Source organism: Streptomyces sp. NPDC043726, assembly GCF_056436565.1.
Genome location: NZ_JBWKCI010000004.1, coordinates 453,324 through 479,210 on the forward strand (window position 1 = coordinate 453,324; position 25,887 = coordinate 479,210).

General features: G+C 71.8%; 24 protein-coding genes. 11 read left to right on the top strand and 13 right to left on the bottom strand.

Annotation, left to right across the window (positions count from 1 at the left end; translation table 11 throughout):
• Positions 1 to 73 precede the first annotated feature (73 nt).
• The gene (locus AC068Z_RS14255; protein ID WP_478554897.1) at positions 74 to 1,204 is read right to left on the bottom strand and encodes an acyl-CoA dehydrogenase family protein; all 1,131 of its coding nucleotides are present in this window, start codon (positions 1,202 to 1,204) and stop codon (positions 74 to 76) included.
• Between the two features lie 122 nt (positions 1,205 to 1,326).
• Here AC068Z_RS14255 and AC068Z_RS14260 point away from each other — a divergent pair, with 122 nt between their 5' ends.
• Complete coding sequence (locus AC068Z_RS14260) at positions 1,327 to 2,877, top strand: class I adenylate-forming enzyme family protein (RefSeq protein WP_478554898.1); 1,551 nt, start codon at positions 1,327 to 1,329, stop codon at positions 2,875 to 2,877.
• 2 nt (positions 2,878 to 2,879) lie between these two features.
• On the opposite strand, the gene AC068Z_RS14265 is transcribed toward AC068Z_RS14260, so the two are convergent.
• Together AC068Z_RS14265 and AC068Z_RS14270 are read right to left on the bottom strand one after the other, a co-directional pair.
• Entirely contained in the window at positions 2,880 to 3,392 is a 513-nt protein-coding gene (locus AC068Z_RS14265; RefSeq protein ID WP_478554899.1) for an EF-hand domain-containing protein, read from the bottom strand.
• Between the two features lie 143 nt (positions 3,393 to 3,535).
• Positions 3,536 to 3,916, bottom strand: a complete 381-nt coding sequence (locus AC068Z_RS14270; protein WP_478554900.1) for an STAS domain-containing protein — start codon at positions 3,914 to 3,916, stop codon at positions 3,536 to 3,538.
• A gap of 315 nt (positions 3,917 to 4,231) precedes the next feature.
• Here AC068Z_RS14270 and AC068Z_RS14275 point away from each other — a divergent pair, with 315 nt between their 5' ends.
• Together AC068Z_RS14275 and AC068Z_RS14280 are read left to right on the top strand one after the other, a co-directional pair.
• A complete protein-coding gene (locus AC068Z_RS14275; protein WP_478554901.1) occupies positions 4,232 to 4,792 on the top strand; it encodes a sigma factor in 561 nt (186 codons plus the stop codon).
• The gene (locus tag AC068Z_RS14280; protein WP_478554902.1) at positions 4,789 to 6,153 is read left to right on the top strand and encodes a maleylpyruvate isomerase N-terminal domain-containing protein; all 1,365 of its coding nucleotides are present in this window, start codon (positions 4,789 to 4,791) and stop codon (positions 6,151 to 6,153) included. The genes AC068Z_RS14275 and AC068Z_RS14280 overlap by 4 nt, the downstream gene beginning before the upstream one ends.
• A gap of 167 nt (positions 6,154 to 6,320) precedes the next feature.
• Here the strand turns inward: AC068Z_RS14280 and purU are convergent, their stop codons facing one another.
• Together purU and AC068Z_RS14290 are read right to left on the bottom strand one after the other, a co-directional pair.
• The gene (gene purU / locus AC068Z_RS14285; protein ID WP_478554903.1) at positions 6,321 to 7,202 is read right to left on the bottom strand and encodes a formyltetrahydrofolate deformylase; all 882 of its coding nucleotides are present in this window, start codon (positions 7,200 to 7,202) and stop codon (positions 6,321 to 6,323) included.
• 95 nt (positions 7,203 to 7,297) lie between these two features.
• Positions 7,298 to 7,798, bottom strand: a complete 501-nt coding sequence (locus AC068Z_RS14290) for an SCO4402 family protein (RefSeq protein ID WP_478554904.1) — start codon at positions 7,796 to 7,798, stop codon at positions 7,298 to 7,300.
• A gap of 117 nt (positions 7,799 to 7,915) precedes the next feature.
• On the opposite strand from AC068Z_RS14290, the gene AC068Z_RS14295 reads away from it, so the two are divergent.
• Complete coding sequence (locus tag AC068Z_RS14295) at positions 7,916 to 9,223, top strand: ABC transporter substrate-binding protein (RefSeq protein WP_478554905.1); 1,308 nt, start codon at positions 7,916 to 7,918, stop codon at positions 9,221 to 9,223.
• 16 nt (positions 9,224 to 9,239) lie between these two features.
• On the opposite strand, the gene AC068Z_RS14300 is transcribed toward AC068Z_RS14295, so the two are convergent.
• Together AC068Z_RS14300 and AC068Z_RS14305 are read right to left on the bottom strand one after the other, a co-directional pair.
• Positions 9,240 to 10,901 carry a hypothetical protein gene (locus tag AC068Z_RS14300; protein ID WP_478554906.1) on the bottom strand — a complete coding sequence of 554 codons (1,662 nt, stop codon included), beginning with the start codon at positions 10,899 to 10,901 and terminating at the stop codon, positions 9,240 to 9,242.
• Between the two features lie 202 nt (positions 10,902 to 11,103).
• Positions 11,104 to 12,489, bottom strand: a complete 1,386-nt coding sequence (locus AC068Z_RS14305; RefSeq protein ID WP_478554907.1) for a transcriptional regulator — start codon at positions 12,487 to 12,489, stop codon at positions 11,104 to 11,106.
• A 262-nt stretch (positions 12,490 to 12,751) separates the two neighbouring features.
• On the opposite strand from AC068Z_RS14305, the gene AC068Z_RS14310 reads away from it, so the two are divergent.
• The 3 genes from AC068Z_RS14310 (at position 12,752) to AC068Z_RS14320 (ending at position 15,859) form a co-directional block, all read left to right on the top strand.
• On the top strand, positions 12,752 to 13,411 hold the full coding sequence (locus AC068Z_RS14310) for a bifunctional DNA primase/polymerase (RefSeq protein WP_478554908.1): 660 nt from the start codon (positions 12,752 to 12,754) through the stop codon (positions 13,409 to 13,411).
• 91 nt (positions 13,412 to 13,502) lie between these two features.
• A complete protein-coding gene (locus tag AC068Z_RS14315; protein ID WP_478554909.1) occupies positions 13,503 to 14,273 on the top strand; it encodes an ABC transporter ATP-binding protein in 771 nt (256 codons plus the stop codon).
• Complete coding sequence (locus AC068Z_RS14320; protein WP_478554910.1) at positions 14,270 to 15,859, top strand: transporter; 1,590 nt, start codon at positions 14,270 to 14,272, stop codon at positions 15,857 to 15,859. Before AC068Z_RS14315 ends, AC068Z_RS14320 begins: the two co-directional genes overlap by 4 nt.
• 27 nt (positions 15,860 to 15,886) lie before the next feature.
• Here the strand turns inward: AC068Z_RS14320 and AC068Z_RS14325 are convergent, their stop codons facing one another.
• Positions 15,887 to 16,762: an alpha/beta fold hydrolase gene (locus AC068Z_RS14325; protein ID WP_478554911.1), complete on the bottom strand. Its 876-nt coding sequence runs from the start codon at positions 16,760 to 16,762 to the stop codon at positions 15,887 to 15,889.
• Between the two features lie 541 nt (positions 16,763 to 17,303).
• Complete coding sequence (locus AC068Z_RS14330) at positions 17,304 to 17,996, bottom strand: iron-dependent transcriptional repressor DtxR (protein ID WP_451719216.1); 693 nt, start codon at positions 17,994 to 17,996, stop codon at positions 17,304 to 17,306.
• Positions 17,997 to 18,313: 317 nt separating this feature from the next.
• Between AC068Z_RS14330 and AC068Z_RS14335 the strand changes: the two genes are divergently transcribed.
• On the top strand, positions 18,314 to 19,069 hold the full coding sequence (locus AC068Z_RS14335; protein ID WP_478554912.1) for an SIS domain-containing protein: 756 nt from the start codon (positions 18,314 to 18,316) through the stop codon (positions 19,067 to 19,069).
• A 21-nt stretch (positions 19,070 to 19,090) separates the two neighbouring features.
• Here the strand turns inward: AC068Z_RS14335 and AC068Z_RS14340 are convergent, their stop codons facing one another.
• Complete coding sequence (locus tag AC068Z_RS14340) at positions 19,091 to 20,488, bottom strand: PAS domain-containing protein (protein ID WP_478554913.1); 1,398 nt, start codon at positions 20,486 to 20,488, stop codon at positions 19,091 to 19,093.
• A 135-nt stretch (positions 20,489 to 20,623) separates the two neighbouring features.
• Positions 20,624 to 21,079 carry a GNAT family N-acetyltransferase gene (locus AC068Z_RS14345; protein ID WP_478554914.1) on the bottom strand — a complete coding sequence of 152 codons (456 nt, stop codon included), beginning with the start codon at positions 21,077 to 21,079 and terminating at the stop codon, positions 20,624 to 20,626.
• A 260-nt stretch (positions 21,080 to 21,339) separates the two neighbouring features.
• Here AC068Z_RS14345 and AC068Z_RS14350 point away from each other — a divergent pair, with 260 nt between their 5' ends.
• Both AC068Z_RS14350 and iscB read left to right on the top strand, forming a co-directional pair.
• Complete coding sequence (locus AC068Z_RS14350; RefSeq protein WP_478555378.1) at positions 21,340 to 22,059, top strand: RRXRR domain-containing protein; 720 nt, start codon at positions 21,340 to 21,342, stop codon at positions 22,057 to 22,059.
• Positions 21,981 to 22,895, top strand: coding sequence for an RNA-guided endonuclease IscB (gene iscB, locus AC068Z_RS14355; protein WP_478554915.1), 915 nt, complete (start codon positions 21,981 to 21,983; stop codon positions 22,893 to 22,895). The genes AC068Z_RS14350 and iscB overlap by 79 nt, the downstream gene beginning before the upstream one ends.
• A gap of 272 nt (positions 22,896 to 23,167) precedes the next feature.
• Here iscB and AC068Z_RS14360 read toward each other — a convergent pair whose 3' ends face one another.
• Complete coding sequence (locus AC068Z_RS14360) at positions 23,168 to 24,268, bottom strand: citrate synthase 2 (protein WP_478554916.1); 1,101 nt, start codon at positions 24,266 to 24,268, stop codon at positions 23,168 to 23,170.
• A gap of 299 nt (positions 24,269 to 24,567) precedes the next feature.
• On the opposite strand from AC068Z_RS14360, the gene pdxH reads away from it, so the two are divergent.
• Entirely contained in the window at positions 24,568 to 25,248 is a 681-nt protein-coding gene (pdxH, locus tag AC068Z_RS14365) for a pyridoxamine 5'-phosphate oxidase (RefSeq protein WP_478554917.1), read from the top strand.
• 6 nt (positions 25,249 to 25,254) lie between these two features.
• Here pdxH and AC068Z_RS14370 read toward each other — a convergent pair whose 3' ends face one another.
• Complete coding sequence (locus tag AC068Z_RS14370) at positions 25,255 to 25,878, bottom strand: TetR/AcrR family transcriptional regulator (RefSeq protein WP_478554918.1); 624 nt, start codon at positions 25,876 to 25,878, stop codon at positions 25,255 to 25,257.
• Positions 25,879 to 25,887: the final 9 nt, after the last annotated feature.

Here is a 25,887-nt window from a genome sequence, read left to right on the forward strand (position 1 = left end):
GTCACCGCCTTCTCGTCCCCCAGCCGTCGAGCCCGCGACGCCCGCTGTCCCGCCCGCACTCGGAACCGCGCCCTCACCGCCCCTTCGGCAGCCCCAGGATCCGTTCGGCCACGATGTTCCGCTGGATCTGCGAGGTGCCGGCCGCGATGGTGTACGACAGCGACGACAGCCGGTCGAGCACCCAGGGCCGGTCGAGATCGAGGGCGTCGGGCCCGAGGACGTCGGCGGCGGCGTCGTACAACTCCTGCCGCGCGTGCGAATACCTCAGTTTGAAGACCGAACCGCCGACGCCCGGCACCCCGTTCACCGACGCCTCGCTCACGTTCCACTGCGTGAGCCGCCACAGCGCGCGGAACTCGGCGTTCAGCCGGCCGAGCCGACGCCGTAGCACCGGATCGTCCCAGCGGCCGTTCTTGCGGGCCTGCGCGGCGAGTTCACGGAGCACGCGGCGGCAGGCCACCACCTCGCCGACGAAGGCCGTACCCCGCTCGAAGGACAGCGTCACCATCGTCACGCGCCAGCCGTCGTTCTCCGCGCCGACCCGGTTCGCGACCGGCACCCGCACCTCGTCCAGGAACACCTCGGCGAACTCGGTGGACCCGGCGAGGGTCCGCAGCGGCCGTACGGTGACCCCCGGCGCGTCCATGGGCATCGCGAGCCAGGTGATCCCGCGGTGCTTGGGCGCCGAAGGGTCCGTGCGCACCAACAGTTCGCACCAGTCGGCGACTTCGGCGTGCGAGGTCCAGATCTTGGAGCCGGTGACCACATAGTCGTCGCCGTCGCGCCACGCGCGCGTGCGCAGCGCCGCGAGGTCGGAGCCGGCGCCGGGTTCGCTGAAGCCCTGGCACCAGACCTCCGCGCCGCGCAGGATCGGCGGCAGCCAGCGCGCCCGCTGCCCGGGGGTGCCCTCGGCCGCGATGGTGGGGCCCGCGTGGAGGAGGCCGACGAAGTTGGCGCCCACATAGGGCGCGCCCGCGCGTTCGGTCTCCTCCAGGTAGATCAGCCGCAGGGTCGGGGAGGCGTCCCAGTGGACGTCGGCGTACCCGGCGTCATGGAGCCTGCGCTGCCAGCCGAGGTCGTAGGCACGACGGCCGGGCCAGTCGGAGGGCGCGGGGGCCGGGGGCAGCGTCGGCAGCACCTCGCCGAGCCACTGCCTCAGGCGCGCCCGGAACTGCTCTTCCTCGGGCGTGTACGCGAGATCCATACGGCGGCACCAATCTGACGATCCGTCAGCTCAGGCTAGCCCCGCACCCCTGGACCGACAAGGCGGCGAGTCCTACGCTCTGCCCACTATCTGACGCACCGTCAGCAAGGGGAGTCGTCGCCGTGACCGACACCGCAACCGACCTGAGCTCCGCCCGGACCCTGTGGGACCTGCTCGCCCGCCGCGCCGACCTCACCCCGGACCGGCCCGTCCTCCTCCAAGGGGACCGCTCCCTGAGCTTCGGCGAGCTACGCGCGCGTGCCGAGCGGGTGGCGGCCGGTCTGTACGCCATGGGCGTGCGCCCCGGCACGGTCGTCGCCTGGCAACTGCCCACCCGGATCGAGACCGCCGTGCTCTCCTTCGCCCTGGCCCGCCTGGGCGCCGTGCAGTCGCCGGTCATCCCCTTCTACCGCGACCGCGAGGTGGGCTTCGCGCTGCGCGAGTCCCAGGCCGAGTACTTCGCCGTACCGGGCACCTGGCGCGGCTTCGACCACACGGAGATGGCGCGACGGCTCGGCGCGAAGGGCGTCCTCGAGGCGTACGACCGCCTCCCGGACGGCGACCCGCGGGCGCTGCCCGCCCCGCCCGCCGAGGGCACCTCGGTGCGCTGGATCTACTGGACCTCGGGCACCACCTCCGACCCCAAGGGGGTGCTCCACACCGACCGTTCGCTCATCGCGGGCGGCTCCTGCCTCGCCCACGCCCTGCGCCCGACCGCCACCGACGTCGGCTCGATCGCCTTCCCCTACGCCCACATAGGCGGCCCGGACTACATGGTGATGCTGCTGCTGTACGGCTTCCCGGCGGTGCTGTTCGAGCAGTTCGCACTGCCGGACGCGCTGGAGGACTACCGCCGGCACGGGGTGACGATGGCGGGCGGGTCGACGGCGTTCTACTCGATGTTCCTGACCGAGCAGCGCAAGCGGCCCGGCGCCAAGGTGGTTCCGACGCTCCGGCTGCTCGCGGGCGGCGGGGCGCCGAAGCCGCCGGAGCTGTATCACGCGGTCGTCCGGGAGATGGGCGTCCAGCTGACCCACGGCTACGGCATGACCGAGGTGCCGATGATCACCATGGGCGACCCGGACGACGATCCCGAGCTGCTCGCCACCACCGAGGGGCGGCCGCCGGAGGGGATGGAGATCCGGATCGTGGACGGGGAGGTACGGCTGCGCGGGGAGGCGGTGTGCCGGGGCTATCTGGATCCGGGCCAGACCGCGGAGGCGTTCGACGCGGAGGGGTTCCTGCGCACCGGTGACCTGGGGCGGCTGACCGACGGCGGGCATCTGGTGCTCACCGGACGGCTCAAGGACGTGATCATCCGCAAGGGCGAGAACATCTCGGCCAAGGAGATCGAGGACCTGCTGCACCGGCATCCTGCGGTCGCGGACGCGGCCGTCGTCGGGCTGCCGGACGCCGAGCGCGGGGAGCGCGTCTGCGCGGTGGTCGAACAGCCGCCGGGAGCGGAGGAATTGAGCCTCGCGCGGGTGACGGAGTATCTCCGCGCGGAAGGGCTGTCCGTGCACAAACTGCCGGAGCGGCTGGAGGTGGTGGACGCCCTTCCGCGCAACGACACCCTGCGCAAGGTGCTCAAGTACAAGCTCAGGGAGCGCTATTCGGGGACGGGGACGAGGGAGGGGAAAGGGAAGGGGACGGTTTCGGGGACGGGGCAATAGCGCTACTCGGGGACCGTGAAGTACCGGGCGAAGGCGGTCACGATCTCGGACTCCTCCACCCGCCCGTCGTGGTCGGCGTCGAGCGTGTCCGCGGCGGCCCGGGCGATGTCCGGCTGGACGCCGAAGGCGGTCAGCACACGGACGGTGTCGGTGACCGTGGCCGCTCCGTCGCCGTCCGAGTCGGCCACGGCGAGCGCCGCGTGCAGAAAGGGGCGGGCGATCTCGGCGAACCGGTCGGGGTTGTCGCGCAGCCGCTTGACCGCGCCGCCCACGAACTCGTCCCGCGTGATGCGCTGGTCGCCGTCCCGGTCCGCTATTCCCGCCATGCCCTGCCAGAACGCCTCGGCGCCGCTGTACAGCGCCTGGCCCTTGTCGGACCGGGCCGCCGTACCGAACTCCGCCAGCAGCGCCTTGGCCGCCGCGTTGAAGTCCGAACGGTCGATGTAGCCGTTGCCGTCCTGGTCGAAGGTGGCGAACCGGGCGGCGATCTTGCGCTCGTACTCGCTGCTGACCATGTCTTTTCGTGCCGCCTTTACGTCACGTGGGATGCGTCTGGCACGGAGCGTACGACGCCGGGGGGCGCCTCGGCGCGGGAAAGCGACGGTTGTGCCAAGACCGGGGGAATTTTGGGACAACGGCGTGGCAGAGCGCCGGTCCGCTACGCCGAGAGCGGGCCTGACTCCGCGTCGGTCGCCGAGTCCAGGTCCGGGTGGACGTCGAACAGGCGGCGGACGCCGAGGGCGCCGAGGACGCGGTTGACGTGGGAGCCCTCCTCCGCGCCGTGGGCGGGCAGGATCAGGCGCAGGCTCCCCCGGCAGGAGCGGACGAGCCGGCGGGCGGCGATGAGCACGCCGACGCCGCTGGAGTCGCAGAAGAAGACCTCGGACAGGTCGAGCACGAGGCTGTGGCGTCCTTCGGCCACTTCGTCGTGGACGCGTTGGCGCAGCACCGGCGAGGTCACCAGGTCCAGTTCGCCCGACACCCGCAGCACGGCCCACCCGTCCTGCTCCCCGCAGGTCACTTTGAACGCCACCGCCATGCCCTTCGCTCGCCGGACCCCCCGCAAAGTGGAAGCCGTCCCTACGCTTCCTTGCAGCGCGGCTGCCCAGCGGCTGTGCCCTGAAACACGGGCCCAGAAACGGAAAGGAATGGAAAGAGGCTTGTTTCAGTCGCCTTCGGTCTTGTTCGGTCAGAATTAGGCCGGGTAGGCGACGGTTCACTATCACCCTCGGCCTTCCAGGGGGCGCACATTGCGACAAAGGGGCGTGCGCTGTCAGAGGTGCCGACTACATTCGAGGAGACGGTGGGAGCAGGCTTGACCAGGGCACAGGCAGTGTGAGGTGAGGGGGGCCGCATGGCGAAGAAGGACGCACCGCCCCGCTGGGACCGCAAGATGCAGCAGCGGCTCGCCCGCGGTGAGGCGGCCGCCCTCGGCGAGCTCTACGACCGGTTCGCCTCCCTCGTGCACGGCCTGGCCCACACCGTCCTCGGCGACGAGCGCGCCGCCGACGGCGTCACCCGCGAGGTCTTCGCCCACGTCTGGGAGCACCCCGACGCCTACGACCCCAAGCAGGGCCCGCTGCGCTCCTGGGTGGCGAACCTCACCCACCGCCTCGCCGTGCAGCGGCTGCGCGCCTCGCTCACCCAGGGCGACCAGGGCACCCCGGAGGACCTGGAGCGCAAGGTGCGGCACGCGTCCGTGGCGGCCCGCGCCGACTACATCGTCCAGGCCATGCCCCTGCCCCTGCGCGCCGCCCTGGAGCAGGCCTACTTCCAGCGCCGCGACTACCGCCAGACGGCGACCGACCTGGGCGTCACGGAGGACGAGGCCCGCCGCCGACTCCGCCTGGGGCTGCAACTGCTGTCCACGGCCCACGACGCCGGCGCACCGCCGGGATACGGGGGTGCCGTGTGAGTGACACGGGCCGGTTCGAGGAGTACGACGATCACGAGGGCGAGCCGAAGAACGAGCCGAAGAACGAGTCGAAGGGCGAGGAGACGCACGAGAACGGCGGTGGCACGGGGTCCGACGGGCCCGGGAACGGCAACGGCAACGGCCCGAGCAACGGTCCCGAGCAGCCGCCGCGCATACCGCTCCCCCGGGCCTCCGTCGAGGACACCGGCCGCCCCCTGCCCGACCTCACCGATCCCGACCCGGCGCCGCTCGCGCTGGAGCACCCGGTGCTGAAGTCCCTGCTCGGCGCGTGGGCGCTGGCCGCCTGTTCGCCGGAGGAGACCCTCGCGGTCGAGGCTCACCTGGGCGACTGCGGCTCCTGCGCCGACGAGGCGCTGCGGCTGCGCGAGGCCGTGGGCCTGCTGCACCGCGCCGAGAGCCTCGACCTGGACCCCGCCCTGCGCACCCGGGTCCTGGAGAGCTGCCTGGAGCGCCGCCCGCCGCGCATCCCGGTCCCCGGCTGGGCGGCGGCGTACGACGCCGAGACCGCGCGTCTGGACGCGCTGCTCCAGGACTTCGGCGACGCGGAGTGGCACGCGCCCGTGCGGCTGCGGTGGTTCCGGGCCGACGAGGCGACGAGCCGCCGTACGACGGTCGCCGGGGTGATCGCCCATCTGCTGACCGTCGACGGCCTGGTGGCGGTCGCGCTGGGCCTGGACGACCCGCTCGGCGACGTCCCCGCGGACCGGCCCACCCCGTCCTCCAGAACCGAGGCCTTCTGGCGCGCCTCGCACTTCCCGCCCACCCGCTCGGTCCGCGCGCCCTGGCGCGAACAGAGCCACGACCTGGTCCGCACGGCGTCCTTCACCGGCGGCCAGGCGGGCGGGATGCCGGTCTCCTACGGCGACTTCGAGCTGCCGCTGCATGACGCGCTGCTGGACCGGGCGTTCGAGTGCTGGGTGCACGCGGGCGACATCGCGGAGGCCGTGGACTACCCGTACGAGCCGCCGTCGGGCCGGCATCTGCACGACATGATCGACCTCGCTGCCCGGATGCTGCCGGTCGCGCTGGCGCGGCGCCGGCAGGACGGGCTCGCGGCCCCCGCCCACGGCCGCCACCTCGGCCTGGCCGGCGGGCCCGGCCGGAGCGTGCGGCTGGAGATCGAGGGGGCGGGTGGAGGCGAGTGGCTGATCCCGCTGGACTCACCGGGCACGGTGGGCTCGGAGGAGCACGAGGTGGCGCATGTGGCGCTGGACGGCGTGGAGTTCTGCCAGCTGGCCGCGGGACATGTGTCTCCGACGGAGGCGGCGGCGGGGCAGGTGGGTGACCGGGAGGCCATCAAGGACGTGCTGTTCTCGGTGGCTTCGTTGAGCCGGATGTAGGGGCGGGTCGCGGATCGTCGGCGACTGCGGGCCCGGTGGGGGCTGGTCGCGCAGTTCCCCGCGCCCCTGAAGGCAGGTCCACTGGTCCGGCGTTCAGGGGCGCGGGGAACTGCGCGAGCAACCACGACCAACCCGCAGCCGCCCGCGAACCCGAAGCCCCCGAACCACTAGGCGAACACGACCGTCCGTCGACCATTGAGCAGAATCCGCCGCTCCGCATGCCACTTCACGGCCCGCGCCAGCGCCTGGCACTCCACGTCCCGGCCGATCGCGACGAGCTGGTCCGGCGTGACGTCGTGCCCGACCCGCTCGACCTCCTGCTCGATGATCGGCCCCTCGTCGAGGTCAGCGGTGACGTAGTGCGCCGTCGCACCGATCAGCTTCACACCCCGCGTGTGCGCCTGGTGATACGGCTTCGCGCCCTTGAAGCTCGGCAGGAAGGAGTGGTGGATGTTGATGATCCGGCCGCTCAGCTGCTTGCACAGGTCGTCGGAGAGGACCTGCATGTAGCGAGCCAGCACCACCAGCTCGACGTTCTGCTCGCGCACGATCTCCAGCAGCCGCGCCTCGGCCTGCGCCTTCGTGTCCTTCGTCACCGGGATGTGGTGGAAGGGGATGTTGTACGACCCCACCAGCTCGGCGAAGTCCGTGTGGTTGGAGACCACCGCCGCGATCTCCACCGGCAGCGCCCCGATCCGGGCGCGGAACAGCAGGTCGTTCAGGCAGTGCCCGAACTTGGAGACCATCAGGACGATGCGCATCTTCTCGTCGGCCCGGTTGATCTGCCAGTCCATCTGGAAGGAGTCACCGATCGCCGCGAAGCTCGCCCGGAGCTTGTCCACCGTCACCGGCGCCTCCGCCGAGAAGTGGACGCGCATGAAGAACAGACCCGTGTCGTGGTCGCCGAACTGCTGGCTGTCCTCGATGTTGCAGCCGGTCATGAAGAGGTAGCTCGACACGGCGTGCACGATGCCCTGCTTGTCCGGGCAGGACAGGGTGAGGACGTACTGGTCGGTGGGGACCGCGGCTCGGGTGGACTGCTCGTTCATGCCCCACAGGGTCCCACAAACGGAGTCCCGCGATCACAGCCGTCCCACTCCGCGAACCACGGGCCGGACCGCCGGGCGAACCACCGGCCGGATCGCTACGCGGACCTCGTCATGATCCGCAGTACCTCCAGCGTGCTCGGAGGCGTGTCCGGGTCGTCCCCGTCACTCGCCGCCATCCGCACGTGCGCGTCCCGCGCCGCCCGCACCGCGTCCGGCCAGCCCTGGTGTTCCAGGTACGCGGCGACCGGGGCGTCCGGCCCGACCTGGTGCATGATCCGCAGCACCCGCAGCACGGCGGTGTCGACGAGCGCCGCCTCCTGCGAGTCCCGGAAGATCGTGCCGACGTACTTCTCGGCGGACCAGTTGTCCAGCCAGGTGTCCTCGACCAGGCGGTACACGGCATCGGTGACGTCTCCGTAGCCGTCGACACCGGCGAGCCAGACGTCGCGCTGGAACCCGGGGTCGGAGAGCATGTGCAGCGCGGAGCGCACATTGCTGCGCCAGCGCCACCACGGCATGTCGTTCAGTGGCATGCCGCCCATGGTGGATGAGCGACGGCCGCGACGGGAAGAGTTCTCCGAACCTTGCACGGTCATCGATCGTACGTTCCCGCCCGCGCGAGGCCCAGGCGCCCCCTCAATTCACCTTGTCGTCACCTTCTGTTGCCCTTGGGTCGCTTCACGGTTAGCGATGTGACGGAATCGTGCGTGTCCATGACCGGCAGGCGGCGCAACCGCAATACCCACCTCCCCACGCTCACCCGACCCGTCAGAGCCACCGCGAGCAAAGCGGCGGCCCTGGTCGCGTGCGCATCGCTCGCCGTCGGTTGCGGGGTCATCCCCGGTGTCTCGGGGGGCGCCGGGGGCGATCCGATCACCGTCATGACCTGGGCACCCCAGGACACCAGCGCCACCAACAAGCCCGGCATGCCCGCGCTCGCGCTGGCCTACGCCCGCTGGATCAACTCCCAGGGCGGTCTGAACGGCCGCAAGCTCCGGGTGCTGAACTGCAACGACCACAACGACAGCGTCTCCGCCGCGAAGTGCGCCGAGCGTGCCGTCGACGAGAACGTGGTCGCCGTCGTCGGCTCCTACAGCCAGTACGCCGACTCCTTCTTCCCCACGCTGGAGAGCGCGGGCATCCCCTACATAGGCGGCTACGGCGTCACCGGCGCCGAGTTCACCAGCCCGCTGTCCTACCCCGTCAACGGCGGCCAGCCCAGCCTGCTGGCCGGCCTCGGCCGGGAGCTCGCCAAGAACTGCGGACCCGTCGCCCTCGTACGGCCCGACAGCATCGCGGGCGACGAGCTGCCCCCGCTGCTGAACTCCGGCCTGTCCGCGGGCGGCCACGCCGACGCGGGCGACCAGCTGGCGGCGGAGGACGCCACCGAGTACTCGGTGCAGTCGGAGAGGGCGCTCGAGTACACCAGCACGGACCCGGCGAGCCCGGGCTGCGTGGTGCCCGCCCTCGGGGACCGCACCAGCACCTTCATGGACTCCTTCCGGCGTGGCCGCGAGGAGTTCCCCGGCGTGCGCACGGCGACCGTGCTGGGCAGCGTCGACCAGACCGTGATCGACGCCTCCGGCGGCAAGTCCGGACCGTACGAGGGGGCGTACATCACCGGCTGGTATCCCGTCGCCAGCGATCAGCGCTGGGCTGAGATGAAGAAGGTGATCAGCGAGCAGGCCTTCGGCGACAACCGCATCGACCCCGCGGACGCCGGAGTGCAGACCACCTGGATCGCGTACACCGTCTTCAAGGCCGTGGTCGACTCCATCGGCGACGCCGAGGTGAACGCCCGCTCGGTCCGCCGCGCCCTGGACGACGGCCTGGAGATCAGCACGGGCGGGCTCACGCCCAAGCTGAGCTGGGAGTACTCCGAGTCCCTCGCCTCGGTCGGGTTCCCGCAGCTGGTCAACGCCGACGTGACCCTCCAGGTCGTACGGGACGGCCGGCTGGTGTCGGCCCGGAAGGGCTTCATCGATGTGACGAAGACCCTTCAGCAGGCCGACCTGAACTGACCGCCCCGCGACCGTCCTACAGCTGGGTCGGCTGGCGCTCGGTCAGGCCGTAGGTCTTCGCGATCGAGTTCCACAGGCCCGCGGCCTTGGCCTTCTCGGTGCTCGCCGTCCCGCTGGCCGTGTTGCCGGCCACGGTCTGCGGGGTGCTGCGGGCCTGGCCCTTCTTGCACATGGCGCCCTTGCGCTTGGCCACCTGGTCGGCCCACGCCGCGTAGTGGTCGTCGGCCGACGCGGACGCCTGCCAGGCCTTGGTGAGGGCGCCGGTCAGCTCGGTGTTCTGCGGCAGCTTGTCCACGGACAGGGTGCCCAGCTCGGTCACCAGGGCGGTGCGCTGCTTGGCCGCGTCCCGTAGATCCTTCGCGGCCTGGGAGAGGTTGGTGCAGGCCTTCACATCGGCCACGGCGTTGATCACCATGGTCCGGCTGTCGCCACTGTCGGCCAGCAGTTTGTCCAGTTCCACGGCCTGCGCCTCGGCCGGGTCGGCGGACGGCGAGGCCGACGCCGACGCGCTCGCCGGGGCCGTGGCGGCGACGGTCTTGTTGTCGTCGCCCCCGCCGTCCCCGCCGCCACCGGCCAGCAGCGCGCCCGCGCCGATCCCGACGACGGCGATCGCCACACCCACGGCGGCGAACAGCGGCACCCGCGATCCGGTACGGCCGCCACGACGGCGGTCCTCGTCGTCGTACGACTCACGCCTGGGGATGAACGGCGGCTGCTGGGAGCCGCCGCGCGGCTGCGGCTGCGGCTGCTGGAAGCGCGGGAGCTGCTGGGTGGCCCCGGCCGGGGAGTCGCCCGGGGCGCTGCGGAAGAGGCTGTCGAACTCGGCGGGCGGCTGCCGCTCGCCGTCGCCCGCCGGGACGGGCGCGATGAACTGCGTGGCCTCGGCGTCCGGGTTCGGCGCGGAGTTCCGCCCGGGGTGCTGTACGGGGTTCTGGGCGGCGTCCGGCCGGACCCGTCCCAGCACCGTGGTGCTCTCGCCGGGCGCCTCGGGGGTGACCTCGGGCGGCAGGGCCCCGCCGCCGACCGGCGGGATGTACTGGGTCGCGCCGTCGTCGGCGACGGGCGGGATGTACTGCGTGGCGCCGTCGTCCGCGACCGGCGGGATGTACTGCGTGGCGCCCTCGTCCCCGTAGGCAGCGGCGGGCGGGAGCGCGCCGGCGGAAGCCTCGTGGGCGGGCGGCAGGGGGGCGCCCTGAGCGCCGTAGGCCTGCGGCGGGGTGCCGTAGTCCGGGGCAGGAGCGCCGTGGTCCTGCGGCGGGGTGCCGTACGCCGGGGCGGCAGGGGTGCCGTAACCCTGTGACGGTGTGCCGTAGTCCTGCGAAGGAGTTCCGTAGTCCTGGCCGCCGTACTGCTGCTGACCGCCGTACGACGGTGCCGGGGCGCCCTCCGGGGGCAGGGGCTGGGACGACGGGGCGTCCCAGGGCTGCGCGGGCGGGGGCGTCCAGCCCTGTCCCGGGGCCGGGGCCGCCGGGGGCTGCGGCTGGTCGGGGCCCCAGGAGCCGCTCCAGGCCTGACCGGCCGCCGGGGCGGGCGGCGGGGTCGTGGGGGCGGGGTGCTGGGGGCCGCCGTAGCCGCCCGTCATGCCCGGGAGCAGGGGCTCGCCTCCGTCGGAGGGCAGCACGATGCCTTCGCGCGCGGGTCGCGCCGAGGGCTCCTCGCCCTGTCCACTCTGCGTCACCGGGACTCCTACGAATGGGGGACCTTCGGAATCGTCGGCTCACGCTACCGGGTCACGCGAGGCACGTGCCACGCAGCTCATGGCGTGACCTGGGTCCCTGTGACCGCCGTAACAGATCCGGCCCCCCATCCGCTCTATATGGCCTCCTTTCGTCGTCGGCGCCGGTGTTTCCCTGGCCTTCACGCTTGTGTGGACCGTCCGTTCACGCCGCCGCCTGGAGATCGAGCCGGGCCCCGAACTCCCTTACCACGGGCTCCTCCCGGTACGGCTCAAGGCGCTGCTGGAAGTCCTCCAGGTACTCGGCGCCCCGGTTGGAGCGCAGGGTCTCCAGCAGCTCCACGGCCTTCAGGCCGGTGTGGCAGGCCTGTTCGACCTCACGCTGCTGCACCTGTGCTGTGGCGAGGAGCACATAGCCGATCGCCCGCCGCCGCGCCTTCGTCTCCGGCAGCCCGGCAAGGGACTCCTCCGCGCGCCGCGCCGCCGCCTCGGCCTGGCCGAGGTCGCGGTGGCAGTGCGCCAACTCGTCGGCCAGATAGGCCTCGTCGAAGTGCGCGATCCACGCGGGGTCGTCCCCGGCCGCCGGATCCGCCGCCTCCAGCGCGCTGACCGCCCGCCCGGACGCCGACTGAGCGGCCCGTACGTCGCCCATGAGCGCGTGTCCACGGGCCTCGGCCGCGTAGAACATCGCCTCCGCGCGCGGGGTGACGCGCCCGCGCGCCCCCTCCTGCGCCGCCCGGGCCAACTGCGCGATCTCGCGCGGGTTTCCGAGCTGCGCCGCCAGATGACTCATGGACGCGGCGAGGACGTAACCGCCGTACCCGCGGTCCCCGGCCGCCTGGGCGAGCCGCAGGGCCTGGATGTAGTACCGCTGGGCGAGCCCCGGTTGGCCGGTGTCGATGGCCATGTAGCCGGCCAGCTCGGTCAACCGGGCCACCGCGGCGAACAGTTCGCGCCCAACGGCCTCCCGGTAGGACCCGGCGAGCAGCCCCGAGACGACGCTGTTGAGGTAGTGCACGACGACCGGGCGCACATGCCCGCTGCCGTACTGGTGGTCCAGGTCGACCAGCGCCTGAGTCATCGCCTTCACCGCCGCCACGTCGGACTGGCCCACGCGCGGGCCGGCCGCGCGCGCGACCTGGGAGTCGGGCGCGGAGATCAGCCAGTCCCGGCTGGGCTCGACGAGCGCGGAGGCGGCGACGGAGGAACCGGACAGGAAGTCCCGGCGGCCCACGTCACTGCGCCACAGCTCACAGACCTGCTCGATGGCGCCCAGTACGGTCGGCGAGAACTGGAGCCCGACACCGGAGGCGAGGTTCTTGCCGTTGGCCATGCCGATCTCGTCGATCGTGACCGTACGGCCGAGTTTGCGGCCGAGTGCCTCGGCGATGATCGCCGGGGCGCGCCCGCGCGGCTGCTGTCCCCGCAGCCAGCGGGCCACGGACGTCTTGTCGTAGCGCAGGTCGAGGCCGTGCTCGGCGCCGCACATGTTGACCCGGCGGGCCAGCCCGGCGTTCGAGCAACCCGCTTCCTGGATGAGCGCCTGCAACCGTTCGTTCGGTTGCCGCGCGACGAGCGGCCTTGCGGCCATTGGCGTACCCCCTGGAGATCCGGCTGTCTCACCGAAAAGATCCGGCCGTGAAGATCAATGCCCTGCGGACATACCGAAAATGCGAGGCATGTGAGGATTGCCGGGGTAAAGGCGGAAGCCGACCCCACTCGTGGCTACCCAGCTCCCGCCATGGATCCTCCCGCGCGCCCCCACACGTGCATCCATGCGCCCCAGTTGCGGAATCGATGCTCCTCCCCCGCGCGCGCTCCAGGCGTAACCCGAGGTGGATGCGGGAGTTGTGATGTTCGTGGAAGAGACCATCGCGAGCACTGAAGCCGCTCAGATTCCGAAGCAGCGTGGGGAATCGCTGCTGGAGACCGCCGTTCGCTACGCCGAGGAGCGCCACTGGGACGTGTTCCCCGGCACCTGGCTGGAAGCCGTCGACGGGGTGCAGCGCTGCTCGTGCGGCGACGGCTCGTGCGGTGCGCCGGGGGCGCATCCCGCGCGGGCGGACTGGGGAACGCAGGCCACGGGCAGTGCGACGGTCGCCCGCCGGATGTGGTCCAAGCAGCCGCTGTCGTCGATCCTGCTGCCCACGGGACGAACCTTCGACGCGATCTCCGTCCCGGAGACGGCCGGGTTCCTGGCGCTGGCCCGGATGGAGCGGATGGAGCTGACGCTCGGTCCCGTGACGTTGACGCCGGATCGCCGGATGCACTTCTTCGTGCTGCCCGGGGCTTCCGTGAAGGTGCCCGATCTGGTCCGCAAGCTCGGCTGGTCGCCGTCCTCGCTCGATCTGCACGCGCTGGGCGAGGGCGCTTACGTGGCCGCGCCGCCCACGCGGTACGGATCCTCCGGTGCCGTGCAGTGGGCGTGCCGGCCCACGCCCGCGAACCGCTGGCTGCCGGACGCGGAGGAGTTGATCTCGCCGCTGGCCTACGCCTGCGGGCGGGATCGGTAGCGCCGATCGGGGTGCCTCGTGGTCGCCGTGGGCGGGTGCGGATGCGTCGTGGCTTGTCGCGCAGTTCCCCGCGCCCCTTAGGTTGGCATCCATGACGCATGCCGTGATGGTCCGTGGGCTTTGGAAGCGGTTCGGGCAGCAAGTCGCCGTCGCCGGGATCGATCTGGAGCTGCCCGCAGGGAAGTTCATCGGCCTGGTCGGGCCCAACGGCGCCGGGAAGACCACCACGCTGTCCATGGTGACCGGGCTGCTGCGGCCCGATCAGGGGTCGGTCCAGGTCGTGGGGCACGACGTGTGGCGCGACCCCGTCGAGGTCAAAGCGCGGATCGGGGTGCTGCCGGAGGGGCTGCGGCTGTTCGAGCGGCTGTCGGGGCGGGAACTGCTGGCCTACTCCGGGCGGTTGCGCGGACTGCCCGGCGCCGAGGTCGACAAGCGGGCCACCCAGCTGCTCGACGTGCTGGACCTGGCCGGCGCCCAGCACAAGCTCGTCGTCGACTACTCGACCGGTATGCGCAAGAAGATCGGGCTCGCCGCCGCTCTCCTCCACAACCCCGAAGTGCTCTTCCTCGACGAGCCGTTCGAGGGCGTCGACCCGGTCTCCGCGCAGACCATCCGGGGCGTCCTCGAGCGCTACACGGCCTCCGGCGCCACCGTCGTCTTCTCCTCCCACGTGATGGAACTCGTCGAGTCGCTGTGCGACTGGGTGGCCGTCATGGCGGCGGGCCGGATCCGGGCGCACGGCCCCCTGGCCGACGTACGCGGGGACGCGGCCTCCCTGCAACAGGCGTTCCTGGAGCTGGTCGGGGCGCACGGGCGGAACACCGGATCCGACCTCGACTGGCTGGGCGGTGGCGCCCGATGAGCGCACCGACGATCACGCCGGTGCTGGTCCGGCTGAAACTGTCGCTGCTGCGCAACGGGCTGCGCCAGTCCTCCGGCCGCCGCGCCGCCTACGTCGCCTCGGCCGTCTTCACGCTCCTGTTCGCCGCGCTGCAGCTGATCGGCCTGATCGCGCTGCGCGGCCACGCCCACGCCGCGTCCGTGGTCGTCCTGCTGGTCGCGGTGCTGGCGCTCGGCTGGGCGGTGATGCCGCTGTTCTTCCCCGGCGGCGACGAGACCCTCGACCCGACCCGCCTGGTCATGCTCCCCCTGCGCCCCCGCCCCCTCGTGCGCGCGCTGCTCGCCGCCTCCCTGGTCGGCATCGGCCCTCTGTTCACGCTCTGCCTGCTGGCCGGCTCGGTCATCGCGGTGGCGCACGGCGCGCTCGCCTACGTCGTGGGCGTCGTCGGAGTGGTGCTGGCGCTGCTGGTGTGCGTGGCCCTCGCGCGGGCCGTCGCCGCCGCCAACATCCGGCTGCTGACCAGCCGGAAGGGCCGTGATCTCGCGGTACTGAGCGGTCTGGTCATCGCGGTCGGCGCGCAGGTCGTCAACTTCGGGGCGCAGCGGCTCGGTTCGTCCGGGCTCGGCCAGCTCGACCCGGCGGCGGACGTGCTGCGCTGGGTGCCGCCGGCGTCGGCGATCGGGGCGGCGGACGCGGCGAGCGAGGGGTCGTACGGCGTGGCCCTGCTGCAACTCGCCCTGACGGCCGGGGCGCTGGCCGCCCTGATCGCCGTATGGTCGCGGCATTTGACCCGGCTGATGACCGAACCCGACGGCTCGACCCTCCAGGCGGTCACCGAGACGTCCGTACGGCAGTCCACGGGCCTCGCCCGGCTGCTGCCCGCGGGGCGCACCGGGACGGCCATGGAGCGCAGTCTGCGCTACGTCTGGCGCGATCCGAAGACCAAGGCAGCCTGGGTGACCTCGCTGGCGATCGGCCTGATCGTGCCGGTGTTCAACGCCGTCCAGGGCACCGGCTCGATCTACTTCGCCTGTTTCGCGGCCGGGATGATCGGGATCCAGATGTACAACCAGTTCGGCCAGGACACCTCCGCGTTCTGGATGGTCGCGATGACGATCTCGACCACGCGGGAGGCGTACGTCGAACTACGCGCGCGTGCCCTGGCCCTGCTGGTGATCACCCTGCCGTACGCGGCGCTGGTGACGGTGCTGACAGCGGCCCTGCTGGGTGACTGGGCCCGCCTCCCCGAGGCCCTGGGCCTGTCCTTCGCGCTGCTCGGCGCGATGCTCGCGACCGGCGCCTGGACCTCGGCCCGCTTCCCGTACTCCATCCCGCAGGAGGGCTACAAGAACGTGGCCCCCGGTCAGGTGGGCCTGGCCTGGATCTCCATCTTCGGCGGCATGGTCGCGGCGGCCCTCCTCTGCGCCCCGGTCATCGCCCTGACCATCTGGCTGAACGTCTCGGCGAACGGCGAGGACTGGGCGTGGCTCCTGCTGCCGGTGGGGGCGGCGTACGGGGCGGCGATCACGGCACTGGGGCTGAGACTGGCGGCACCACAGACGGCGGAGAGGCTGCCGGAGATTTTGACGGCGGTGAGCAAGGGTTAGGGGCGGTGCGGGCGAGGGCTGGAGTTCCTAGACCGTCCGTACCGCGTCCAGGAACGGCTCGATCGCCCCCCGCCACGCCTCCGGCTGGTCGTAGTGCACCAAGTGCCCCGCTTCGGCCACCTCCGCGTACTCGCCCCTCGGCAGCACCCGGACCATCTCCTGCGCCTCGGCCCGGCCCAGCTCGCCGTCGAGGCCCCGGACGACCAGCGCCGGGCACTGGACCTGGGCCAGTTCCTCCCAGTGCGCGTCGTACACCCAGGTCTCGCGGGACTTCAGCATCTGCCGCGGCTCGAACACCGGCCGCCAGCCGTCCTCGTGCTCCTGCATGACCTCGGCGTAGAACTCCCCCCGCGCGGGGTTGGGCCGCTCGACCCAGGGGTCGTCCTCGCCGAACCACTTGCGTACGTCGGCGAGGGTCGCGAAGGGGACGGGCCAGGACTTGAACCAGTCCGCCCACTCCCGCTGCGAGGCCGCTCCCAGCGCGGAGGCCCGCATGTCGCAGATGATCACGCCCGACACCAGGTCGGGCCGTTTCGCGGCCAGTTGCCAGGCCGTCAGCGCGCCCATCGCGTGGCCGATCAGGACGGCCGGGCCGAGACCCAGCTGCTCCAGGGCGGCCTCCGCGTCCTCCACATAGGCCTCGCGGGTGAAGGCGGCCTCGGCGGGCTTGTCGCTGCGCCCGTGCCCGCGCTGGTCCAGCGCGACCGCGCGATGCCGTTCGGAGAGCCAGCGGGCCGTGGGCGCCCAGTGCGAGGCACGGCCCATCAGCCCGTGCAGTAACAGCACGCCGTGCCCCGGCTCGGGGTCGGCGGCAGGGGGTCGGTCGTTCTTGGGTGGGTCGCCGAACTCCCAGGCCGCGAGGCGTACCCCGCCCTTCCCGGTCACGTCGATGCGCCGCGCCATAGGTCCTGGCACCCCCCTAGCTCCGCCTGCCGTGCCCTTGCGTCGGTCACGCGAGCCTCGCGTGGTGTGTGTGATCCCTGTGTCCCACGTGACGTCCCTACATACATCTGCAGCGCACGTCCCGCGCGACCCGTCACTCGCAGGTTATCGAACCCCTATTCGAAAATGCCGTCTCGGCAGGCAACACCCCTCATTCGAGTGACCCCCCTCAAGGATTGACCGCCGCGGGCGAGGGGAGATCTTCAACGGGAGGCGGACCGCTCGGGGAAAACGGTCCGAGGGGAATGACCCTGGGAGCTCGGGGCTCCGGGTCAGAACAGGGGAGGACAGGCCCCGGCGCCGCATGGCGCCGGGGCCCTCCACACGTCTGCGGCACATCCTCCGCCCCCTCAGGTCATATGCCTCACGCGACAGCCTCGCACGCGCAGCGCCCGAGCGCTGCGATTCGGCGGACTGAATCTTGGAAACGACGAGATCGCGACGGTCGCCTCAACTACCCCTGAAACAACAGGAGTTACCCGCTATCGACGGCTCCGAACCGTCAACGCTTGGCGACGAACACATGCGAGGCGATCTCCGCCTCCAGCTCGGCCGCCTCGCCGCCGCTGCCCACCAGCACACCGCCCGCCGACTCCGTCACGCTCACCACCGAGCCGGGCTGCACGCCCGCCCGACGCAGCGTGTACATCAGCTGCGCGTCCGTCTGGATCGGCTCGCCGATCCGGCGCACGACCACCGTCTTGCCCTCGGTCCCCGGGTCCAGCTCGGCCAGCGACACCATGCCCTCGTCGAGGAAGGGGTCGGCACCGTCCTTCTCGCCCAGTTCCTCCAGGCCCGGGATGGGGTTGCCGTAGGGCGACTCGGTGGGGTGGCGGAGCAGCTCCAGCACGCGGCGCTCCACCGCCTCGCTCATCACGTGCTCCCAGCGGCAGGCCTCGGCGTGCACCTGCTCCCACTCCAGGCCGATCACGTCGACGAGCAGACACTCGGCGAGCCGGTGCTTGCGCATCACACGGGTGGCCAGCCGGCGGCCCTCGTCGGTCAGCTCCAGGTGCCGGTCCGTGGCGACGGACACCAGGCCGTCACGCTCCATGCGCGCCACCGTCTGGCTGACCGTCGGACCGCTCTGGTCGAGCCGCTCGGCGATCCGGGCACGCATGGGGACCACACCTTCCTCTTCCAGCTCGAGGATGGTGCGGAGATACATCTCCGTGGTGTCGATCAGTCCGGACATACGTGCCCCTCGATGAGATCTGCCGGAAGCGCGACAGCTTCGCGGCGCGTGCGCTGGCCCTGGCTTCAATTCTGACGCATAGCGCTGACAACCGTGCCGCGCCGTGGAAACGAGAGGATTTCGCACCTGTACAAGGTGCACGCGCGGTGACGCGCAGGCGTATACGACGCCCCGCGCCCGGGCGCCCCCGGCCCGCCGCACCACCGCCGTACCGCCCTGGCCGCCGTATTGACAGCGCACTGGTCCAGACCGCACGGTGATCCGCGACACAGACACCGTCGCCCGGACAGACACCGCATGGCAAAGGGGCCCCGCGCATGAGCGACCGCAAGCTGGCCGGCCAGTTCTTCGACGCCGCGATCGGGCTGCTCCAGCGGGTCCGCGACGAGGAGGCCGAGCACATCGAGGCGGCCGGCACGCTGCTCGCCGACACCGTCGCCGACGGCGGGCGGCTGTTCGCCTTCGGGGCCGGGCACTCCTCGCTGGCCGCGCAGGACGTCGTCTACCGCGCGGGCGGGCTGGCGCTGATGAATCTGCTGGCCGTGCCGGGGGTCGTCGGGGTCGACGTGATGCCGGCCACGCTGGGCTCCGCCCTGGAGCGGGTCGACGGTCTCGCCGCGGCCGTCCTGGACAGCTCACCGCTCCGCGCGGGGGACGTGCTGGTGATCGTCTCCCTGTCCGGGCGGAACGCGCTGCCGGTGGAGATGGCGATGAACGCCCGCGCGCTGGGCGTCAAGGTCATCGGCGTGACGTCCGTGGCGTACGCCTCCGAGACGAAGTCGCGGCACGTCTCCGGGACGTACCTGAAGGACCACTGCGATCTCGTCCTCGACTCCAAGATCGCGGTCGGGGACGCCGAGCTGACCCTGGACACCGTGCCGGCGCCCTTCGCCCCCGCGTCCACCGTGGTCACCGCCGCCCTGCTCCAGGCCGTCATGGCCACGGCGGCCGGCACCCTGGCCGACCGCGGCATTGAGCCGCCCCTGCTGCGCTCGGGCAACGTGGACGGCGGCCACGAATGGAACGGGCGCGTGCTGGAGGAGTACGGAGACCGGATCTTCTACCGCCGCTGAGCCCGCCGCGACGCCAGTCCCCTAGCGAGGGCCCGCCAGATCCAGAGCCGTCGCGATCCGGGCAGCCACGTCCTCCGCGTACGTCGCGTCCGACCGCTCGAAGGGGCTACGGCCGCCTCCCCGCAGGAACGTCACCACGCCCAGCGTCCGCCCCCGGCTCCTGAGCACCGCGCACAGGGCGTGCACCGACTCCGGCGGCCACTGGCGGGCCTGGGCCCACAGGCGGGCCTGTTCCGCCGGGACCGTGCCCACGCTGGCCCGGACCGACCCGGCGCGCGCCACGCACTGGAGCGCCGGGTGACCCTCCGAGTAGCGCACCGGCAGGCCCGCCTCACCGCTGGGCAGGCTGGGCCCGGGGGCACCGGAGGGGGTGGCGGCGATACGGACCAGACGGACCGGAGCGGCCGCGTCCGCGTCACCCAGCGAGCCGCCCGCGACACGGTCGAGCAGCGCGTGGTCGGCGAATCCGGCCAGCGCGAAGTCCAGATGGACCGTGGCCGCCTCCGCCGGGTCCTCGCACTCCGCCGCGGCCCGGGCGGCCCGGTGCGTCTGGTTGGTCCGGAACCGCAGCAGCGACGCCTCCTGCTCGCCCTGCTTGGACTCCGTCACGTCCTGGAAGAGCCAGCCCACCCCGAGCGGCACGGGCTCCTCGGCGAGCGGGGACGCCAGCCGGACGAAGCCACAGCGCCAGCAGCGCCGCTGCTCGCCCTCCGGGGTGCGCACACTGACCCAGATCTCGGCGGGCGCGGGCGGCGCGCCCTCGGCGAGGACATGGGTGAGGGCGCTCTCCAGCTCCTCGACACCCTGGGCGAGCAGCTCCCCGAGCGGACGGCCCAGCACGGCCGTACGCCCGATCCCCAAGGCCCGAGCGGCGTGCGCGTTGACCACGGCGGGCCGCAGGTCGGCGTCGACGAGCACGACACCCCAGGAGGCGTCCTCGAACAGGGCCTCGCTCAGCGCGATGGACCGCTCCAGGTCGATCTGCGCGTGCACCTCGCTGAAGGCGCAGTACACCCCGGCGGGCTTGCCGTCGGGCCCGCGCACGGCGGCGGACTGGGTCCGTACGAGCACCCGCCCCCCGTCCTTCGTGAGCAGCGCGAACTCGTGCACCTGCCGCCCGGGGGCGTCCATGGCGGACATGAGCCGCCCCTCGACCTCCTCGGCGTCCGCGCTGCGCACGGCCCACCCGGCGAACCCGGGCCGCCCGACCGCCTCCTCGGCGGTCCAGCCGAGAATCCGCTCGGCCTCACGGTTCCAGTGGGTGACGACCCCGTCGGCGTCGAAGGCGCACAGGGCCGCGTCCATCCCGTCCAGCAGCGCGGCGAGCAGATCGGAGCCGCCGGTGCCCTCGGGACCGGCCCGCTCGGGCTCGTCGGGCCCCAGCTCGTCGGTGGTCCCACTACGCCGGGAAGCACTCACCTGGACCCCCTGCCAAGCCGCGTCCGCACGCGTACGGTGCGGCGGTTCGCCCACTAACAATCATTCAACTCGAACGTGACGCAGCACACACCAGGTTCCCGCAAGATTTCGAGGAATCGTTGCCCGCCGGAGACGTCATACCACTCCCCGCTCGAGCCGCATCGTGATCCAGACCTCGGTCTCGTCCTCGGGCGCCACATACCGCTCGACCTCGACAAACCCCCGAGCCTCGGCGAACCGCACCCCGTCCCCGTTGGCACCCAGCACGACGGTCTGAACCCCACTGCCCCCCAGCCCGAGGGCATACGCGAGACAGTGCTCGTACAACGCACCCCCGAAGCCGCGCCCCCGGTACTCGGGCAGCACGCGCGCGATGACGGTGGCCACCCCGTCCGCCCCGTCCGGCGGCCGCACCGTGGAGCACCCGACGATCACGTCCCCGAGATAGACGTTCTCCAGCCGATACCGCCCACCCCGCTCCCGCACCTCATCAGCACTCAGCTCATCAGGCGGCACGATCCGGTTGTGCACGGCCCGCCACTCCTCGAGCATGCGGTCGCCGTCGGCTATGACGATACGAAGATCATCCACGCCAGTCGTGTGCCCTCGGCGCGAGCACCTCAACCTCATTCACGAGCAGGCCCTAGCAGCGAGATCGGCTGCGCGTGTGCTCATTCCACTCGATTCGCATGAATGAGCTACTTCCGAAGAACCGTGCCATCACGTGCGATCTCGCCCGATAGCGTCGGTCGCACGAGAAGGGAGATCACTCGCTCCCCGGCCGCAAGGCCGTCGAGTGACCAGCCCCAGTCATCACGATCGGCAGATCAGCCTCAGCAGCCCGCTCTGGAATCCGTGGGAGCAGACAACCCTGGGAGCAGGAACGAAACGGCTCACGGACACCCCGCCACCGCGCGGGGCACCGGCAGGGAACATGGGCGAGGGGAGACCGACGGGCACGGCACCAGAGCCCGTCGGCGTCACGCCAAGCACGCTGTCACGGGAGCGGTGACGCTCCCCCGCACAACCCGTCGTACGACGGCGGCACCGGCGCGACCAGAGTCTTCGTACTCTCCCACCCCGCTCGCGCCCGCGAACTCCTCAGCAACGGGCGCGCTGTCGTTGCCCGCCAAGTCCCCTTCACCATCCGGATCAAGGACCGCACCCGAGCCTCATCCACCGTCGACGGCGTCCAATTGCGCATCGACCCCGGCTCCCAAGGCACCGGACTCGCCCTCACCGACGAAAAGAAGGAAAACGGCGAACACGGCACCGCCATCACCGTCCGGCGCGGCCTCGTTGCCATCGAACTCCAGCATCGGGGCGACCAGATCCACGCCGCCATGCGACAACGCGCCGGATACCGGCACAGACGACGATCCGCCAACTGCCGCTACCGAGCACCACGCCCCCACAACCGCACCAAACCAGCAGGATGGCTCCCGCCCTCCCTGCGCCACCGCGTCGACACCGCGTCGACACCGCACTGTCCATGGCACATCGCCTGTGCCGCTACGCACCCGTCACCGAGATCCACGTCGAAGTCGTCGCCTTCGACACCCACTCCCTGAGCGCCGGCAGGCCCCTCAGAGGAGCCGAGTACGAGCAAGGAACGCTTGCCGGAACGACCGCCCGCGACTACCTCCGCACCAAGTGGAACAGCGCCTGCGCCTACTGCGACGCCACCGGCGTCCCCCTGAACATCGAGCACCTCAGCCCCCGCAGCCGAGGCGACTCGAACCGGATCACCAACCTCGTCCTCGCCTGTGCGCCCTGCAACACCGCCAAGGGAACCGCACCCGCCGAGGCCTTCCTCGCCCACCAGCCGGCCCGCCTCGCACGCATCCGCAGCCAGATCAAAGCCCCACTCCGAGACGCCGCCGCCATGAACGCAACGCGCTGGCAGCTCACGGAGGCACTGGCCACCCTCGGCAGACCAGTCCACACCTCACCGGGCTGGTCCACCAAGGACAACCGAAGCGCCATGGGGCTGGCCAAGACCCACACCCTGGACGCGCTGTCCGTCGGGCATCTGGATCACAAGGCCGGGGACGCGATCGTGCGATATAGCGGGCAAGTCCTCGTCGCCAAAGCCACAGGACGCGGTTCGTACGCGCGCACCACTCCGGACCGGTTCGGATTCCCGCGCCTACGGCGGACCCGCGCCAAGCGGCACTTCGGGTACGTCACCGGAGACCTCGTACGCGCCACCGTTCCGAGCGGGAAGTGGGCGGGCACCTGGACGGGTCGCATCTCGGTCCGAGCCAGGGGACAGCACAGCCTCCAGACGCCGACGGGCAGGTTCAACGTGTCCCACTGGAACCTTGAGCTGCTGCAACGGGGCGATGGCTACGGCTACGGGGTCCGACCGGAGTCCCCTCCGTCAACATCCCGGAAAATCGGTTGAGCCACAGCACCAGGCTCCTTAGTGTGACTATCACTTCGGAGAGGAGGTGGTTCGGCAGATGTATGCATACCGGACGGAAGAGGTGGCTGCGGGCTAGCGGCCCGTCACCACACCAGTGCGGTGCCGGACCAGCGCGTGACAGATGCGTGCAGCCGGCCCAATCCCAAGCAGTCACCCGACCCGCGAGCTCGCCGGTACGTCCGGCCGGCTCCTTCGCCTGAGGGCGGAGGGACCCGAGCTCGCGGGTCGTCTGCGTTTCGTGGTCAAAAGGCTCAGCGGGCGATGCCTCCGTAACCCTCGATCTCGCGGGGGTCGCGGGAGCCGGGGCCGATGTAGCGGGCCGAGGGGCGTACCAGGCGGCCGGTGCGCTTCTGTTCCAGGATGTGGGCCGACCAGCCCGCCGTGCGGGCGCAGGTGAACATCGAGGTGAACATGTGGGCGGGGACCTCGGCGAAGTCCAGGACGATGGCCGCCCAGAATTCGACGTTCGTGGCCAGGACCCGGTCGGGGCGGCGGGCGTGGAGTTCCGCCAGGGCCGCCTTCTCCAGGGCCTCGGCGACCTCGAAGCGCGGGGCGCCCAGTTCGCGGGCGGTGCGGCGCAGGACGCGGGCGCGGGGGTCCTCCGCGCGGTAGACGCGGTGGCCGAAGCCCATGAGGCGTTCGCCCCGGTCCAGGGCCTGCTTGACGTACGCCTCCGCGTCGCCGGTGCGCTCGATCTCCTCGATCATGTACAGGACGCGGGAGGGGGCGCCGCCGTGCAGCGGGCCGGACATGGCTCCTACGGCGCCGGAGAGGGCCGCCGCCACGTCCGCGCCGGTGGACGCGATGACCCGTGCGGTGAACGTGGAGGCGTTCATGCCGTGCTCAGCGGCGCTCGTCCAGTACGCGTCGACCGCCGCGACATGCTTCGGGTCCGGCTCGCCCCGCCAGCGGATCATGAACCGCTCGACGACGGACTGCGCCTTGTCGATCTCGCGCTGCGGGACCATGGGCAGCCCCTGCCCCCGCGCGGACTGGGCGACGTAGGACAGGGCCATGACGGCCGCCCGCGCGAGGTCGTCGCGGGCCTGCTCGGCGTCGATGTCCAGCAGCGGTTTCAGGCCCCACACGGGGGCCAGCATCGCGAGCGCGGACTGCACGTCGACGCGGATGTCACCGGAGTGGACCGGGATCGGGAACGGCTCGGCGGGCGGCAGGCCGGGATTGAAGGCCCCGTCGACGAGCAGGCCCCAGACGTTGCCGAACGAGACGTGGCCGACGAGATCCTCGATGTCGACGCCCCGGTACCTGAGCGCGCCGCCCTCCTTGTCGGGTTCGGCGATCTCCGTCTCGAACGCGACGACTCCTTCGAGTCCGGGTACGAAGTCGGACATCAGGCGGCTCCCTCGTGATGTGTGCGACGGATGGTGTTGTCGGGGTGATGATGCGGACCGTGTCGGGTGCGGCGGAAACGACTCTGCGCCCGGTGGATCCGCGGTCGTGGCTCTGACGGACTCGCGGTCCTGGGCGGTACCCCTGTGATGCCCCGTGCGGCTGGCGGTCACCCAACCGGAACGGCATCAGAACGATATCCCCGAGTGCCACCTTTGGGGAGTGCTTGCGGCACTGAGTGCCATGCAGTGATGAAGGACACCGTGCCGAACAGGCGCGGCGCATACGGCAAGATGACCGCGTGACCGACCGAGACGCCGCACCAGACGCCGTACCGCCGGACCCCGCCGCGATGCGCAAGCAGTACCGGGCCGCGGGCCTCGCCGAGAGCGAACTGCCGGCCACGCCGGTGGAGCAGTTCGCGCGCTGGTTCAAGCAGGCCGCGAGTGAGGCACACCTGTTCGAACCGAACGCCATGGTCGTGTCCACCGCGGACGCCGAGGGCCGCCCCAGCTCCCGCACGGTGCTGCTGAAGCAGTTCGACGAGCAGGGGTTCGTGTTCTACACGAACTACGACTCCCGCAAGGCCCGCGACCTGGCGGAGAACCCTTACGTCGCGCTGCTGTTCCCCTGGCACCCGATGGCCCGCCAGGTCATCGTCCAGGGCGTCGCGCGGCGCACCGGGCGCGACGAGACGGCCGCCTACTTCCGCACCCGTCCGCACGGCTCCCAGCTCGGCGCCTGGGCGAGCGAGCAGTCCTCGGTGATCGCCACCCGCGCCGATCTGGACGCCTCGTACGCCGAGCTGGCCGCCCGGTATCCCGAGGGCGAGCAGGTGCCCGTGCCGCCGAACTGGGGCGGTTTCCGGGTGGCCCCGCAGTCGGTGGAGTTCTGGCAGGGCCGCGAGAACCGGCTGCACGACCGGTTGCGGTACGTGACCCAGCCGGACGGGAGCTGGCGGGTGGAGCGGCTCAGCCCTTAGGGACCCTCAGTCCGTGAGGGCGTGGTCCAGCAGGGCGGCCCATTGGTCCACCACCCGCTCGCGCCGCCCCTTGTCGTCCGTCAGCAGGTTCGCGAGCCCCAGCCCCCGGGCCATGTCCAGCAGTCCCTGCACGGTCTCCCGCGCGCCCGGCTCGGACTCGTCCGCGCCGAGCAGTTCTACGGCGATCCGGTGCGTCTCGCGCCCCACGCGGGCCTCGAGTTCGGTCACGCGCGGGCGCAGCTGCTCCTCGTTGGAGGCGGCGACCCACAGGTGCAGGGCCGCGCGGAACAGCGGGCCGGTGTAGAGGTCGACCAGCGCCGAGACCACCGCCCGCCGGTCGCCCGCCGCTCCTTGCGGGAACAGGGCGCGCAGGGCTGTCGACCGTTCCTCGGCGACGTACTCGACGGCGGCCGTGAACAGGTCCTCCCGCGTGGGGAAGTGGTGTTGCGCGGCGCCCCGGGAGACGCCCGCGCGTTCGGCGACGACCAGCACCGTGGAGCCCGCCCAGCCGTGTTCGGCGAGGCAGGCCACGGCGGCCTCCAGGAGCCGCTGCCGGGTGGCCCGGCTGCGGTCCTGCTTGGGAAAGCGGTCGGGAACGCCGTCGCGTTCCGCCGTACTCACACCACCCATGACGTACTC